The following is a 12,544-nucleotide window of genomic DNA, read 5'->3' as shown; positions in this document are numbered from 1 at the left end:
TTACCAGCCAACGCCGAAGCCCAAGGTGTAGCGGGTTTCATCCAGGTCACCCTCGGCGCCGCTGACCATGTCCTTCTCGGCTTTCACGTTCAGCGAAGCCCAGTCGGTCACCTTGTAGCGCAGGCCGATCTCGGCATCCAGGCTGTAATCGGCCGCACCGCTCAGCGGGCGACCGACTTCGCCGACGCTGAACAATTCGACGGTCTTGCCGACCAGATAGCGGTTGTAGTCCCACTTCACGCTCATGGCGTAGAAGCGATCCTGTTCGCCATTGCTGTAGCGGTAGTCGCTGCGGTTGGCCAGGGTGGCAACGGAGAAGGCGCCCAGCTCGTCATCCCAGAACTGGTAACCGGGGCCGGTACCGAGGGTGCGCTGACGCTCGACCTCTTCGATGCGGTCGCGCTTGTATTCGAAGCGCCCCTGCCAGAACCATTTCTCGGTAAGGAAGCGATCGAGCGCGTATTCGGCGCTCCAGTTGTCGGTGCTGACGACGTCATCCTTCAACTCGCGGTTGTAATCGGCGAGCGCATTGTGCCGCCAAAGACCGTGACGGGCCTGGGTCTTCAGGTCGACATCGTAGTCGTCGGAATCGCGCTCGCCGCGCTTGTAGTCCAGACCGAGATCGATATTGCCCTTCCAAGTGAAATCTTCCACCAACGGCTTGGGCTTCATGATCTGCTCGATCTGCGTCAGTTCGATGGTCTTGGGCGCCTCGCCATTGGCCAGCGTCACCTTGCCGGGCTCGGCGGCCAGCAGCGACTTGGCGCGTTCACCATCTACGGGGCCGAGCTTCACCAGCAGCTCATGCTCGCTTTCCAGGGTGGCGATCTTCTTCCAGTCCAGCGGGATGGAGCCGCCGTAGTCGGTTTCCAGCAACAGCTTGCTGCCGTCGAAGAAGCGGATGGTACCAGTCAGGCGATCACCGTTCTTCAACCAGACGGTATCGGCGAAGGTAACTGAACTGCACAAGGCGATGCTCAACCCGAGCAGGGACAGCGATGTAGAGCGAGGCATAAGGGAGATATAGAGGTTCGTGAGCGAAAGCCGGGCATTATCCGCAAGCCCGGCGCCAGAGCAACAGCTGACCGATCCAGACAGCTAGAGTTCAGGTTTTTCCGCTGGGCGGCATCCCGCTGGACGGCATTCCGCCGGACGACTTCACCAGCCCACGCCAATACCGATCAGATAATGTCGATCTGAAACGGTCTGCCCCTGCCCCCGCAATTGATCCAGTTCATACAGGAGCGACAGCCGCGCCCACTGATTGAGTCGGTAGCGCAGACCGAACTCGCTATCGAGCACGTAGTCGATCTCATCGACATGCGGAATCTGCAATTCGGCGTTAGCGTAAAACTCCAGCCGCGTGCCCCAAAGCAAGCGCTTGTAGTCCAACTCCAGCGATGTGGTGCTGAAGGCCAGGTCAGCGACATCCGACTCCAGGCGTACGCGATTGACTTGGCCGATCAGATCAAAGCGCCCCAGTTCATCGTCCCAAAAGCGATAGCCGGGGCCAGTACCGGCGATGCGCTGGCGATCGACCGTCTCGAACTCATCCTCGGCCTGCTCAACCCCGACCCGCCAGAACCAGTGTTCGGTGAAAAAGCGATCAAGGTCGTACTCCAGCTCCCAATTGTCCTCGACCTTTCTGTCGTTCTTGGTTTCGCGCTCCAGCTCGCCGCTGAGCACATGACGCCAGCGGCCGTGCTCAAAACGGGTATTGCCCTTGAGCTTCCACTCATCGACATCGTTCTGGTTGCGCTTCATGTCCAGCTTGGCGTCTAGGTTCCCCTCCCAGAGGTGATCCTCCAGCAGCGGCCGTGGCGGCACCAGGCGTTTGATCTCTGCTAGAGGCAGGGTGTACTCGCGCTCTCCCTGCACCCGGACCATGCCCGCGCCGGCCGCGGCCAACCTTTCGCTGCGCTCGCTGTCGAAACCGCTGCGCCGCACCAGCAGGGGCTTGTCCGAACTGAGGGTATCGATATCCTTCCAGTCGATCAGCACCTGGCCGGCGTATTTGGTTTTCAGGGCCAGCTTGCCGCCATCGAGCAGGATGATCTCGCCGCTCAGGCGATCACCGTTGTTCAACCATACGGTATCGGCCCAGAGCGGGGCTGCCAGGGTAAACAGGAACAAGGCGATCAGTACGCGCATGATGAGGGCACACCCTATGGGCAAGACGAAACCGCCAGAGTCTGCATGGCCAGCATCGCCACCGGCAAGCGTGGAGGCGCGCCGCGAAGCGCTGTACCTGGTGTTGGCGCAAGTGCCGCAAGGCAAGGTCGTCAGCTATGGCGAGCTGGCGCAGCTGGCCGGCCTTGGCCGCGCAGCGCGCTGGGTCGGCCGTACGCTGAGCCAGTTGCCCGACGGCACCACCCTGCCCTGGCACCGGGTAATCGCCGCGGGCGGTCGCCTCAGTCTGGCAGCCGGGAGCCCTTCTGGCGCGGAACAACGCGCGCGCCTGCGTGCAGAAGGCATCAGCATCCTGAACGAACGTGTGGATATGCGTCGTCACGGCTGGCGCCCGATGGAGCACAGCAGTTAGAGTGCGCCCTACGAACCACCCCTGCCCAGATTCGAGCCTGATGCCACGCAAATCCTGGCGAGAAGCCCTCGCCACCTATGCCAATCCCGCCACACTGGCTCTTCTACTTCTGGGTTTCGCCGCCGGCCTGCCCTACATGCTGGTGTTCTCGACCCTTTCGGTATGGCTGCGCGAAGCCGGTGTGGCGCGCGAGACCATCGGTTTCGCCAGCCTTATCGGCCTGGCCTATGCCTTCAAGTGGGTGTGGGCGCCGATGCTCGACCAGTGGCGCCTGCCGCTGCTCGGCAAGCTCGGCCGCCGTCGCTCCTGGCTGGTGCTTTCGCAAGGCCTGGTCGCCATTGGCCTGATCGGTATGGCCAATTACGACCCGCAAACGCACCTGTCCTCGCTGATCGCCCTCGCCGTGCTGGTGGCCTTCGCCTCGGCCACCCAGGACATCGCCGTCGACGCCTACCGCCTGGAGATTCTCGGCGACGAACATCAGGCTGCGCTGGCCGCCGCGTACATGACCGGCTACCGCGTCGCCGCACTGTTGGCCACCGCCGGTGCGCTGTACTTCGCCGAAGGCTTCGGCTCGACCGCCAAGGATTACCAGTTCGGCGCCTGGACTGGCACCTACCTGGTCTTCGCCCTGCTCATGCTGCCTGGGCTGCTTACCTCCCTGTGGATGCGTGAGCCGCCGGCGCCACCACACATTCATGTCGCACCGCCCAAGCACGGCTTCTTCCATCAGTTGCTGGCGATCCTCGCGGTGATCGTACTGGTCATCGCCGTGCCGACCATGTTCATCCAGTTCTACCAAAGCGACCTGATGCTCATGCTGCTCGGCGATGTCAGCATGCAGGAGCTGCTCTACAACGACCGCGCCTTCCTGCGCGCCATGCTCTACAGCACCCTGGCCTGCGTGTGCGCCTCCGGCTTGTTCTGGGGCGGGCTGGCGCCGGTGCTGAAAACCGCCGCGGCGAAATACGGTTTCTTCCACCAGCTGCTTTCCGTGCTGCTGCTGATCATTTTGCTGATTTCCATTCCGGCGATGGTCACCCAGTTCTACGAAAGCGACCTGCCACTGCTGTTCCAGGGCCAGATGAGCCTGCAGGACCTGCTGTATTACGACCGAGCCTTCCTTCGCGCGCTGCTATATACCCTGCTCACCGGCCTGTCGATATCCAGCCTATTCTGGGGCGGCATGGCCCCGGTGCTGACGCCGATCAACGACTTCATCGTGCGTTATCGCTGGCAGGCGTTGCTCCTGCTGAGCCTGATCGCCACCTATCGCCTTTCCGACACGGTGATGGGGGTGATGGCCAACGTGTTCTACATCGACCAGGGCTTCACCAAGGAGCAGATCGCCAGCGTCAGCAAGGTCTTCGGCCTGGTGATGACCCTGCTCGGCGCGGGTGTAGGCGGCCTGCTGATCGTGCGTTTCGGCATCATGCCGATCCTGCTGATCGGCGCGGCGGCGTCGGCCGCGACCAACCTGTTGTTCATGCTGCTGGTGGGCATGGGCCCGCACCTGAACATGCTGATCGTCACCATCAGCTGCGACAACTTCAGCGCCGGCCTGGCCACATCAGCGTTCGTCGCCTATCTGTCGAGCCTGACCAACCTGAAGTTCTCCGCCACCCAGTACGCCCTGCTCAGCTCCATCATGCTGCTGCTGCCACGTTTGATCGGCGGTTATTCCGGGGTGATGGTGGAGCACCTCGGCTACGCCAACTTCTTCCTCGCCACGGCGCTGATGGGCATTCCGACGCTGCTGCTGATCCTGCTGCAGTGGCAGCGCCAGAGCAGACAAAGCTAGGCGCCACCGCACATGCGCCACGGCACCTGCCGCAAGAGCGCTGGCAGTCTCGAAAACAGGCATAAAAAAACCGGCCAAATCTCGCCTGGCCGGTCTCGTTCTGCCGCAATAGACGCGCTTATTCGGCTGGCGCGCTCTCGTGCACCATATGCACCACCCGCTGCGGGAATGGGATGCCGATGCCACGCATCTTGAGTCGGTCACGGGCCTGCTCGTTGAGCATGAACATCACATCCCAATAGTTGGGCGTATCGACCCAAAGACGCAGGGACACGGTAATGGCACTGTCACCCAGGGCGCTCACTACCACAACCGGCGCCGGTTCCCTGAGCACGCGCTCGTCCTGTGCCAGCTCCAGCAGCACTTCACGGGCTGCCTGCAGATCGGCCTCGTAATCAACGCCCACATCGAACACTACCTTGCGCGTCGGCTGACGGTTGTAGTTGGTGATGATGCCGTTGGACAGGTTGCCGTTTGGCACGATGACCGTCTTGTTGTCGCCGGTACGCAGCACGGTATGGAAGATCTGAATGCTGTCGACCGTGCCCATCACGCCCTGAGCCTCGATCCAGTCACCAATACGCAGCGGGCGGAACAGCAGGATCAACACACCGCCAGCGAAGTTCGCCAGGCTGCCCTGTAAGGCCAGACCAATCGCCAGGCCTGCAGCACCGATCGCAGCGATGAAGGACGTAGTTTCCACGCCGACCATCGAGGCCACGCTGATGATCAGCAGCACCTTGAGGATGATATTGGCCATGCTGCCAATGAAGCCCTGCAGCGCCGGATCGGCCTTGCGCGCGGCCAGCAGCTTGCTGATGTTGCCGGTCAGACGATTGATGAACCACCAGCCGATCAGCAGGGTTACCAGGGCCAACAGCAGCTTGCTGCCGTATTGCATGATCAGAGGGATCCACGTTTGCGATTCACGCAGGAGCTGATCGATTTCAGCATTGAGATCCATAGGGATTGCTCCTTGGTTGGGGCGAAACGACAACGCTATGGCTGCGCCTACAGCCATGGCGTTATGGGCATGATGAATGCGACGCCGGGCAGACGCGCGGGTTCAATCACCCATTCAATCGCGGAAGTTATTGAACTGCAGCGGCATGCCGAATTCGTGACCACGCAGATGGGCGATGGCCTCCTGCAGGTCATCGCGCTTCTTGCCGGTGACACGCACCTGCTCGCCCTGGATGGCGGCCTGCACCTTGAGCTTGGCGTCCTTGATGTGGGCGACGATCTTCTTCGCCAGCTCCTTGTCGATGCCCTCGCGGAAGGTGACTTCCTGCTTCATCACCTTGCCGGAGGCGTAAGGTTCCTTGGTTTCCATGCACTGGCAGTCGATCTTGCGCTTGATCAGGCTGCTGCGCACGATGTCGAGCATCTGCTCGAGCATGAACTCGGCTTCGGCGGTCAAGGTCAGCGCCTTGTCCTTGCTCTCGATGCTGCACTTACCGCGCAGGTCGAAACGGCGGTCGAGTTCCTTGATGGCGTTGTCGACCGCATTGGTCAGTTCGTGTTTGTCCAGTTCAGACACGACGTCGAACGAAGGCATGAGTGGGCTCCTGATGGACGGCGCGATCCTCTTCACGGAGTGAGCGCGCCTGACTTGACGATAACTTTGGCGGGCCCATTATACCCAGTCTGATATACGCCGCTTGGCGTCCTTCCTCTCTGCCTGCGAGCCTGCACCATGCCCAACCCCCATCTCAGCATCCTGGTGGTGGACGACGCCAAGTTTTCCAGTGCCATGATCGGTCGTGCCCTGAGCCAGGCCGGCTACCAGGACGTGCGCTTCGCCAGCAGCGCCAGCGAAGCGCTGCAGTTGCTGGAGCAACGCCCGGCCAGCGTGTTGCTGGCCGACTGGCTGATGCCCGAGATCGATGGCCTGGAGCTGACCGCGCGGGTGCGCCAGCTGGACGAGACGGCCGATCACTACACCTACATCATCCTGCTGACCGGCAAGGAAGGCGAAAACGTCCTCGGCGAAGCCTTCGACCGTGGCGTCGATGACTTCATCAGCAAGGCGGCGATGAACGAGCAACTGGTGCCACGCGTCTACGCCGCCGACCGGCTGTGCAATACCTTGCAGCGCCTGCTGCACGAGAACCGCATGCTGACGCAGAACATCGCCAGCCTGGAGCGGCGCAATCTGGTCGACCCGCTCACCGGCCTGGGCAACCCGCGCTACCTGCGCCAGAAGCTCGGCGACAGCCTGCGCCAGATCGAATCGCGCGGCGGCGCCGTGTGCTACCTGCTGATCGGCCTGCAGGATGCCGGGCAGCTGCGCAGCCAGTATGGCGACCGGTTCTTCAATGAGCTGCTGCACGGCGTCGCGCGCCGCCTGCAGCAACTGGTGCGGCCACTGGACGTGCTGACCCGCCTGGATGACAACCACTTCGGCCTGATCACCCTGCTCGAAGACCTGCACGAATGCTCGCCGAGCAGCTTCAAACGCCTGCATGAAGGACTGAATCTCAAGGCGTTCAAGACCAGCGAGGGCTTCATCACCCTCAAGGCCGGTATCAGCCTGGTCGGGCTGGACGCCAAGGCGCTGCCAACCGACCCCGAGCAACTGATCCAGCACGCGGACAAATTGCTCGCAGAGTCCTACGCCAGCGGCCGGGTCGCCGCCATGCGCCTGCCCCTGCCGTGACCTGGCACATCCTCGGCGCCGGCAGCCTCGGCAGCCTCTGGGCCACTCGCCTGGCCCGCGCCGGCTTGCCGGTCAGGCTGATCCTGCGCAACCGGCAACGCCTCGATGCCTATCGCCAGGCCGGTGGCCTGACGCTGATCGAAGCGGGCCAGGCCCAGCAGTACGCGATTGCCGCGGAACTGCCACAGACGGACACGCCAATCCAACGCCTGCTGCTCGCCTGCAAGGCCTATGACGCGCAGGACGCGGTGACCAGTATCGCCACGCGTCTGGCCCCGGGTGCCGAGTTGCTGCTGTTGCAAAATGGCCTGGGCAGCCAGGATGAGGTCGCGCAACGTTTACCCGGCCAGCGCTGCCTGTTCGTCTCCAGTACCGAAGGCGCCTTTCGTCCTGCCGACTTCCAGGTGGAGTTCGCCGGACATGGCCACAACTGGCTGGGCGACCCAGGCAATCCGCAGCCGCCCACCTGGCTGAACGAGCTGCAGCGCGCCGGCATCGCCCACCAGTGGAGCCCGGACATCCTCGCGCGCCTGTGGCGCAAGCTCGCGCTCAATTGCGCGATCAACCCGCTCACCGTATTGCACGACTGCCGCAACGGCGGCCTGGCCGAACATCCGGCCGAGGTCGCCACCCTATGCGCCGAACTCGCCGAGCTGCTGCAGCGCTGTGGTCAACCGGCTGCGGCGGAAGATCTGCTCGAGGAAGTACGGCGAGTGATTCACGCCACCGCGGCGAACTACTCGTCCATGCATCAGGACGTAGCCCAGGGTCGCCGCACCGAGATCAGCTATCTGCTGGGCTACGCCTGCGCCGCGGCGCAGCGCCATCAGCTGCATCTGCCGCACCTGCAGCACCTGCAACAACGCCTGCTCGGCCACCTGCAAGCACGCGGCTTGCCTGTGAACTAGCGGCCCAGGCCGTGGCAATGGCTGCCCCGGCGCGCTAACCTGCCGTTTTCATTCACCACAGCGATAACCTCATGAGACTGCGTCAGCGCCTGGAAAACCTGCCGGTTGGCCGCAAACTGCTCGCCGCGCTGCTGGTGTTGCTCGCCGCGGTGATGCTGGTGGCCAACCTGGCCTTCATCAGCGCGGCCTACTGGATCACTCAGGAGAGCATGGCGCCACAGGCCCTGCACACCCTCGGCCGGCTCATCGCCAGCCCGGCGCTGAGCGCGCAGGCGCTGCGCTCGCCGGACTCGGCCGAAGCACTGCTAAAACGCCTGGACGAATACGCGCCGCTGCGTGCCGCGGTGATCTACGACGGCAACGGCAACAGCGTGGCGCAGTTGCAGCGCGGTGAAAAACTGCAACTGCCGCAGGAGCTCGACGAACTGCAGAACTGGCGTGTAACCGCCTTTCGTACCAACCTGCTGGTCGAGCTGCCGCATCCAAGCGGCCGCCCCGGAGCGCTGTTGCTGGTCGCCTCCAGCGAGCTGCCTGGCGCGTTCTATACTGGTACCCTGACCGCCAGCCTGGTCATCCTGGCCTTCAGCGTGCTGCTCTGGCTGCTGGTGGCCAAACAGATCAAACGCCTGGTGACCAAACCCATCCGTCGTCTGGAAGAGCTCTCACGCCAGGTCACCCGCGAAGAGAACTATGCACTGCGTGCCAATCGCGGCAATCAGGATGAAATCGGCAGCCTGGCCGACGCCTTCAACACCATGCTGATGCGTATGGAGGCACGCGAGCAGCAGCTCAAGCGCGCCCGCGACGACGCCCAGCAGGCCTTCGACCAGGCGCAGAGCCTGGCCGAGGAAACCCGCCACTCCAATCGCAAGCTGGAGCTGGAAGTACAGGTGCGCAGCAAGATCGAGAAAAAGCTCACCGGTTTTCAGAACTACCTCAACAGCATCATCGACTCCATGCCTTCGGCGCTGATCGCCCTCGACGAACAGCTCTACGTGACGCAATGGAATCAGGAGGCCAGCGCCCTGTCCGGCACGCGCCTGGAGGAGGCGCTGAACCAGCCGTTCTTTCTCGCATTCCCACCGCTCAAGCCGTTTCTCTCGCAACTCAAGCACACCGCCGAACAGCACAGGGTGGAAAAGATCGAGCGCGTGACCTGGCACAAGGGCGAGGATCCCCACCACTACGCGCTGACCTTCTATCCGCTGATGGGCAGCGCCGGGCGCGGTGTGGTGATCCGTATCGACGACATCACTCAGCGCCTGGCCCTCGAGGAAATGATGGTGCAGTCGGAGAAGATGCTGTCGGTCGGCGGCCTGGCCGCGGGCATGGCGCACGAGATCAACAACCCGCTCGGCGCCATCCTGCACAACGTGCAGAACATTCGCCGACGCCTGTCACCGGACCTGGAAAAAAACCTCGAACAGGCCGAGCAGGCTGGCGTCAGCCTGGCCGTCATCCAGCACTACATGACGGCGCGCGAGATACCGCGCCTGCTCGACGGCATCCAGCAGGCCGGCCAGCGCGCCGCCAAGATCGTCAGCCACATGCTCAGTTTCAGCCGGCGCAGCGACCGCCAGCTCTCGCCCTGCGACCTGCCAGCGCTGATCGATCAGGCTCTGGATATCGCCGGCAATGACTTCGATCTGGCCGACAGCTTCGATTTCAGAACCCTGGAGATCGTGCGCCAGTTCGACCCGATGCTGGGGCCAGTGGCCGGTACCGCCAACGAACTGGAGCAGGTGCTGCTCAACCTGCTGAAGAACGCCGCCCAGGCCATCCATCAGCGCGACGACGAGGCCGAGCCCGGCCGCATCATTCTGCGCACCCGGCAAGCCGGCAACTGGGCGGAAGTTCAGGTGGAAGACAACGGCACAGGCATGAACGAAGCGGTGCGCAAGCGCATCTTCGAGCCGTTCTTCACCACAAAGGAGGTCGGCCAGGGCACCGGCCTCGGCCTGGCGGTTTCCTATTTCATCGTCACCAACAATCACAAGGGGCAGATGGAGGTGCACTCCACGCCGGGCCAGGGCACCTGCTTCACCCTGCGCCTGCCGTTGGCCTCGCTGCCCGAGAACACAGGACTCTGAGCCATGGGCTTTCGCCTCTCGAAGATCTACACCCGCACCGGCGACAAAGGGGAAACCGGCCTGGCCGATGGCCGCCGAGTCGGCAAGGACCACCCACGTATCGACGCCATCGGCGAACTGGACACGCTCAACAGCCAGCTCGGCCTGCTGCTCGCCGATCTGGATGAAGCGGCAGCGACCAGACCGGGCCTCAAGGAGATCAGCGAGGTGCTGAGCCCCTGCCAGCACCGCCTGTTCGATCTCGGCGGCGAGCTGGCAATGCCCGAATATCAGGCGCTGCAATCGATGGAAATCGAACGTCTGGAGTCTGTTATCGACCGCTGGAACGACGAGGTCGGACCGCTGGAGAACTTCATCCTGCCTGGCGGCTCGAGACTGATCGCCCAGGCCCATGTCTGCCGCAGCTTCGCCCGCAGCGCCGAGCGCCGCTGCCAGCATCTCAACGCCGTCGAGCCGCTACGCGCCGAGGGCCTGGCTTACGTCAACCGTCTTTCCGACCTGCTGTTCGTCGCCGCCCGCCTGATCGCCAGACGCCAGGGCGTTGCCGAGGTACTGTGGAAGGCGGCTGACAAACCATAGAAACGATCACGCCCCCGCCAACCGTCCAGCATCCATCCGCTGCCGGGCCGGCTTTTTGTAGGAGCGAATTTATTCGCGATCATCGACGTCCCCGTGCCTGCCGCCCTTCGCGGATAAATCCGCTCCTACAGAACATGGATTCACATCCACACGGTGCAGGGTCGGCTTTTTGTAGGAGCGAATTTATTCGCGATCATCACGGTCTCGGTGCCTGCCGCCCTTCGCGGATAAATCCGCTCCTACAAACCGTGCCGCCACATCCATCCGCCACCGGGCCGGCTTTTGTAGGAGCGAATTTATTCGCGATCATTGACATCCCGGTGCCTGCAACCTTTCGCGGATAAATCCGCTCGCCCCCATCCATACATTCCTGCGCACCTACAGGGCAGGCCAGAACGCGCGGATACCCGCTACACCTTGTGCGCCGGTCTGCCAGGCGCGTTCGATATCGGCCGGGGCAACGCCGCCCAACAGATAGGCCGGCAGGTTGAAATGGGTCAGCAGTTCGCGCGCAGCCTCCCAGCCCAGCGGCTGTGCCTCAGGGTGCGTCGCGGTCGCCTGCACCGGCGACAGGGTGACGAAATCCACGCCCATCTGCGCCGCCAGCGCCAGCTCCTCGGCACCGTGGCAGGAGGCCGCCAGCCAGCGATCCTCCGGGAAAGGCCGGCCACCCGCGGCATACTTGCGCAGCTGTTCGGCGGTCAGGTGCCAACCCGCCGCAGGAAAATCCCCCAGCCACTCCAGCGGTCCCTTGAGCATCAGTTGCGCCTTGCCGGCACACAGGCCCTGCACGTCGACAGCCAAATCTCGGTACTGCGGGTCGAACATATTCGGCGCGCGCAACTGAATCAACCGTACTCCCTGCGTCAGAGCACTGCGGATATCGGCGAGCAGCTCACTCGGCTCTAGGCCATCCGGGGTGATCAGGTAGCGGTCCGGCAGGCGCGCGGCGGCGACTATGGGCTTGTTGGCAGCCGGGAACTCGTATTCCAGCAACTGCCGCTCGCTAGCCCAGGCCAGCGGCTGGCCTTCTGCGCCATGCGGCTCGCCACTGAAGGCCGAGACTTCCCAAACGTCCAGCAACACCTGCTTGTCCGGGTAGTCGTGGCGAATCTGGATCAGCGGGCGCGCCGCCTGCGGACGAATGCCCAGCTCCTCCTCCAGTTCGCGATCAAGAGCGACACGCACCGCCTCGCCCTCTTCCACCTTGCCGCCGGGGAACTCCCATAGGCCGCCCTGATGTTTGTCCTCGGGCCGCCTGGCGATCAGGATGCGTCCATCGACATCCCGAATCACCGCTGCGGCGACATGCACACGCTTCAACCCTTCACCTCCTGCAATGCCGCCTGATACCAGCGCTGGAACGCCGGCCAGCGATAGATGGTTTCGACATAGGCCGCAGCCGCTGTCGGCAGCGCCACACGATAGCTGCGCAGTCGCGCGGCGACCGGCGCATAGAAGGCGTCGGCGATGCCGGCCTGGCCGAACAGATAGTTGCCGGCGCTGGCGTAACGCTCGCGGCAGCCGGCCCAGATCGCACAGATGCGGTCGATATCGGCCTGTGCCGCGTCAGGCAGTTCGGCCAGTGCCTGGTCTCGCGCCAGGTCCATGGGCAGGTGGCTGCGCAGCGCACTGAAACCGCTGTGCATTTCAGCGCAAATGCTGCGCGCCAGCGCGCGAGCCTGACGCTCCTGCGGCCACAGCTGCGACTCGGGATAACATTCGGCCAGATACTCGGCAATCGCCAGGGAATCCCAGACGGCGCCCTGCTCAGTCAGCAGAACCGGCACTTTACCGGTGGGCGAATAGCGCAACAGTTGTGCGCGACTGTCCGGCTGAAACAAACGTACCCGCAGCTCTTCGCAGTCGGCTCCGGCCAGATCGACCGCCAACGCCGCACGCAGCGACCAGGAGGAATAGTTCTTGTCGCCAATCACCAGTTGCAGTGCCATCTTGCGCGTCCTC

12 protein-coding genes are annotated in these 12,544 nt (G+C 63.4%); 6 read left to right on the top strand and 6 right to left on the bottom strand.

Features of this window, described 5'->3' with window-relative positions; all coding sequences use genetic code 11:
- Both P3C50_RS18425 and P3C50_RS18420 read right to left on the bottom strand, forming a co-directional pair.
- On the bottom strand, nucleotides 1-1,014 hold the full coding sequence (locus P3C50_RS18425; RefSeq protein ID WP_275547063.1) for a DUF481 domain-containing protein: 1,014 nt from the start codon (nucleotides 1,012-1,014) through the stop codon (nucleotides 1-3).
- A gap of 144 nt (nucleotides 1,015-1,158) precedes the next feature.
- Nucleotides 1,159-2,151, bottom strand: a complete 993-nt coding sequence (locus P3C50_RS18420) for a DUF481 domain-containing protein (RefSeq protein WP_197857445.1) — start codon at nucleotides 2,149-2,151, stop codon at nucleotides 1,159-1,161.
- A 16-nt stretch (nucleotides 2,152-2,167) separates the two neighbouring features.
- On the opposite strand from P3C50_RS18420, the gene P3C50_RS18415 reads away from it, so the two are divergent.
- Together P3C50_RS18415 and P3C50_RS18410 are read left to right on the top strand one after the other, a co-directional pair.
- Entirely contained in the window at nucleotides 2,168-2,542 is a 375-nt protein-coding gene (locus P3C50_RS18415; RefSeq protein WP_197857446.1) for an MGMT family protein, read from the top strand.
- A 40-nt stretch (nucleotides 2,543-2,582) separates the two neighbouring features.
- Complete coding sequence (locus P3C50_RS18410; RefSeq protein ID WP_275547062.1) at nucleotides 2,583-4,343, top strand: AmpG family muropeptide MFS transporter; 1,761 nt, start codon at nucleotides 2,583-2,585, stop codon at nucleotides 4,341-4,343.
- A gap of 118 nt (nucleotides 4,344-4,461) precedes the next feature.
- Here P3C50_RS18410 and P3C50_RS18405 read toward each other — a convergent pair whose 3' ends face one another.
- Both P3C50_RS18405 and P3C50_RS18400 read right to left on the bottom strand, forming a co-directional pair.
- Entirely contained in the window at nucleotides 4,462-5,307 is an 846-nt protein-coding gene (locus P3C50_RS18405) for a mechanosensitive ion channel family protein (protein ID WP_275547061.1), read from the bottom strand.
- Nucleotides 5,308-5,421: 114 nt separating this feature from the next.
- Nucleotides 5,422-5,901 carry a YajQ family cyclic di-GMP-binding protein gene (locus P3C50_RS18400; RefSeq protein ID WP_275547060.1) on the bottom strand — a complete coding sequence of 160 codons (480 nt, stop codon included), beginning with the start codon at nucleotides 5,899-5,901 and terminating at the stop codon, nucleotides 5,422-5,424.
- Between the two features lie 138 nt (nucleotides 5,902-6,039).
- Between P3C50_RS18400 and P3C50_RS18395 the strand changes: the two genes are divergently transcribed.
- The 4 genes from P3C50_RS18395 (at nucleotide 6,040) to P3C50_RS18380 (ending at nucleotide 10,579) form a co-directional block, all read left to right on the top strand.
- Nucleotides 6,040-7,002, top strand: coding sequence for a response regulator (locus tag P3C50_RS18395; protein ID WP_275547059.1), 963 nt, complete (start codon nucleotides 6,040-6,042; stop codon nucleotides 7,000-7,002).
- Nucleotides 6,999-7,910 (top strand): putative 2-dehydropantoate 2-reductase, encoded by a 912-nt coding sequence (locus P3C50_RS18390; protein ID WP_275547058.1) that lies wholly within the window; start codon nucleotides 6,999-7,001, stop codon nucleotides 7,908-7,910. The genes P3C50_RS18395 and P3C50_RS18390 overlap by 4 nt, the downstream gene beginning before the upstream one ends.
- A 71-nt stretch (nucleotides 7,911-7,981) precedes the next feature.
- Nucleotides 7,982-10,000, top strand: a complete 2,019-nt coding sequence (locus P3C50_RS18385; protein ID WP_275547057.1) for an ATP-binding protein — start codon at nucleotides 7,982-7,984, stop codon at nucleotides 9,998-10,000.
- Nucleotides 10,001-10,003: 3 nt separating this feature from the next.
- Entirely contained in the window at nucleotides 10,004-10,579 is a 576-nt protein-coding gene (locus P3C50_RS18380; protein ID WP_275547056.1) for a cob(I)yrinic acid a,c-diamide adenosyltransferase, read from the top strand.
- Between the two features lie 378 nt (nucleotides 10,580-10,957).
- Here P3C50_RS18380 and P3C50_RS18375 read toward each other — a convergent pair whose 3' ends face one another.
- Together P3C50_RS18375 and P3C50_RS18370 are read right to left on the bottom strand one after the other, a co-directional pair.
- Complete coding sequence (locus tag P3C50_RS18375; RefSeq protein WP_275547055.1) at nucleotides 10,958-11,902, bottom strand: Nudix family hydrolase; 945 nt, start codon at nucleotides 11,900-11,902, stop codon at nucleotides 10,958-10,960.
- Complete coding sequence (locus tag P3C50_RS18370; protein WP_275547054.1) at nucleotides 11,899-12,531, bottom strand: glutathione S-transferase family protein; 633 nt, start codon at nucleotides 12,529-12,531, stop codon at nucleotides 11,899-11,901. The genes P3C50_RS18375 and P3C50_RS18370 overlap by 4 nt, the downstream gene beginning before the upstream one ends.
- Nucleotides 12,532-12,544: the final 13 nt, after the last annotated feature.

Source organism: Pseudomonas sp. Marseille-Q0931 (genome assembly GCF_940789645.1).
Lineage (GTDB): Bacteria > Pseudomonadota > Gammaproteobacteria > Pseudomonadales > Pseudomonadaceae > Aquipseudomonas.
Note: the sequence above shows the minus strand (reverse complement) of the source record. Positions and strands in the feature narration are given on the sequence as shown.

Excerpts from the sequence above, each read along its gene's own strand:
- P3C50_RS18395 (WP_275547059.1), top strand. The coding sequence starts at position 6,040 with ATGCCCAACCCCCATCTCAGCATCCTGGTGGTGGACGACGCCAAGTTT.
- P3C50_RS18410 (WP_275547062.1), top strand. The coding sequence starts at position 2,583 with ATGCCACGCAAATCCTGGCGAGAAGCCCTCGCCACCTATGCCAATCCC.
- P3C50_RS18415 (WP_197857446.1), top strand. The coding sequence starts at position 2,168 with ATGGGCAAGACGAAACCGCCAGAGTCTGCATGGCCAGCATCGCCACCG.
- P3C50_RS18380 (WP_275547056.1), top strand. The coding sequence starts at position 10,004 with ATGGGCTTTCGCCTCTCGAAGATCTACACCCGCACCGGCGACAAAGGG.
- P3C50_RS18420 (WP_197857445.1), bottom strand. The coding sequence starts at position 2,151 with ATGCGCGTACTGATCGCCTTGTTCCTGTTTACCCTGGCAGCCCCGCTC.
- P3C50_RS18425 (WP_275547063.1), bottom strand. The coding sequence starts at position 1,014 with ATGCCTCGCTCTACATCGCTGTCCCTGCTCGGGTTGAGCATCGCCTTG.
- P3C50_RS18405 (WP_275547061.1), bottom strand. The coding sequence starts at position 5,307 with ATGGATCTCAATGCTGAAATCGATCAGCTCCTGCGTGAATCGCAAACG.
- P3C50_RS18385 (WP_275547057.1), top strand. The coding sequence starts at position 7,982 with ATGAGACTGCGTCAGCGCCTGGAAAACCTGCCGGTTGGCCGCAAACTG.
- P3C50_RS18400 (WP_275547060.1), bottom strand. The coding sequence starts at position 5,901 with ATGCCTTCGTTCGACGTCGTGTCTGAACTGGACAAACACGAACTGACC.
- P3C50_RS18370 (WP_275547054.1), bottom strand. The coding sequence starts at position 12,531 with ATGGCACTGCAACTGGTGATTGGCGACAAGAACTATTCCTCCTGGTCG.